A 1,603-nucleotide genomic window follows, 5' to 3' on the forward strand; every position below is an offset into this window, starting at 1 on the left:
AAAACTCGACGGCACGTTCCGTCCGGAAGGAGATCGACGATGTACAAGCAACGAGGTCTGCGCCTGAAGCTTATCGCCGCTGCCACCTGCCTGCTGGCAGGCGGCGTGGCCCATGCCCAGAGCAGCGTCACGCTGTATGGCCTGGTCGACGGCGGCCTGCTTTACACGAACAAGACGCTCAACACCACCACCGGACAAAACGCCGGCAGTCAGTTCTCCATGATCGACAGCGGCAACTCGCCTTCGCAGTTCGGCTTGATGGGCACGGAAGACCTGGGCGGCGGACTGAAGGCGGAATTCAAGCTCGAAAGCGGTATCAGCATGTCCAACGGCGGCTTCAACGATTCGAACGGCAACCTGTTCGGCCGCCAGGCGTATGTGGGCCTCGACAGCAACTACGGCGACGTGAAGCTCGGCCTGCAGTTCTCGCCGTTCTTCCTCTCCATGTACGATCTCGACCCGCGCGACTGCTCGCAGTTCGCCAGCGGCCTGGTCCCCTACGTCGACAACCTCATCACCACCGGCATCTTCAACGCCAACGCGATCTCCTATAGCAGTCCCAAGGTCTACGGCTTCCAGGGCAGCGCGATGCTGGGCCTGGGCGGCGTGGCGGGCGACTTCCAGGCCGGCCGCAACTATTCGGTCAACCTGAAGTACGACACCGGCACGCTGCTCGTCGAAGCCGGCTTCTACGACGGCAACGCCGGCGGCGCGGCCACCCCGATCCCCTCCACCTTCGCGTTCGAAGGGCGCATCATCGGCGTGTCGTACAAGTTCGGCAAGCTCACCGCGAAGTTCTCGTTCGTGAACTACAAGGTGGCCGGCTCGTTCAACAACAACGTCTACGGCGGCGGCCTCGACTGGCTCGCCACGCCGCGGCTCGACCTCAACGGCGGCGTCTGGTACACGAGCGACCGCGACGACACCACGAACCACTCGATCATGGGCGGCATTGGTTCGGACTATTATCTGTCGCGCGCCACGACGCTCTACGCGCAGTTCGGCGTGGTCAACAACCACGGCGCGATGGATACCGGCCTCTCCATCGATGGGGCGCTCAACAGTGTGAACGGCACGACCGTGGGCGCGGACATCGGTATCCGCCATATTTTCTAACTGCAGGTTCGCCGTTCAGCGAGTCAACCTCCTCTTGAAGGAAAGGGAAACAACATGAAGAAGGCTAGCCTCATCACCACGGTCGCGTGTTCGCTGCTCCTGCTCGGCACGGCAAGCGCGTGGGCGCAGGACCAGGGCAGCGGCGCCGCGGCCACCGCGCCGGCCATGAGCAGCGCGACGCAAAGTCCCAAGGCCATGCGCAAGGCCAACCGGCTGCTCTCGAAGAACGTGCAGCGTGCGCTCGTGAAGGTCAAGGGACTGGATTCGACCAACATCGTCGTGTCGGCGAAGAACGGCGCGATCCTGCTGGGCGGCACGGTGCCCGAGGCGGACCAGATCCAGGTGGCCGTGACCACCGCCCAGGGGGTGAGCGGGGTTCAGAGCGTGCAGAACGCGCTCCGGGTCAAGGCAATCGGCCAGTAATATCGGCCCCCCGGCGCAGCGCGGCGGATGTCATGTCCCGCGCTGCGCCCGGTCGCCTGATATT

Annotated in this window: 2 protein-coding genes; both read left to right on the plus strand. The window is 64.1% G+C overall.

Translation table 11 applies throughout. From position 1 onward, the window contains the following. Positions 1-39: 39 nt before the first annotated feature. On the plus strand, positions 40-1,116 hold the full coding sequence (locus tag BAC01S_RS29735) for a porin (RefSeq protein WP_052408882.1): 1,077 nt from the start codon (positions 40-42) through the stop codon (positions 1,114-1,116). Between the two features lie 54 nt (positions 1,117-1,170). Beyond that, positions 1,171-1,539 (plus strand): BON domain-containing protein, encoded by a 369-nt coding sequence (locus tag BAC01S_RS29740; protein WP_027798014.1) that lies wholly within the window; start codon positions 1,171-1,173, stop codon positions 1,537-1,539. Positions 1,540-1,603: the final 64 nt, after the last annotated feature.

It is taken from the genome of Paraburkholderia acidipaludis NBRC 101816, assembly GCF_000684975.1.
GTDB classification, from domain to species: Bacteria; Pseudomonadota; Gammaproteobacteria; order Burkholderiales; family Burkholderiaceae; genus Paraburkholderia; species Paraburkholderia acidipaludis.

Coding starts and splice junctions, on each gene's coding strand:
- BAC01S_RS29735 (WP_052408882.1), top strand. CDS start 40: ATGTACAAGCAACGAGGTCTGCGCCTGAAGCTTATCGCCGCTGCCACC.
- BAC01S_RS29740 (WP_027798014.1), top strand. CDS start 1,171: ATGAAGAAGGCTAGCCTCATCACCACGGTCGCGTGTTCGCTGCTCCTG.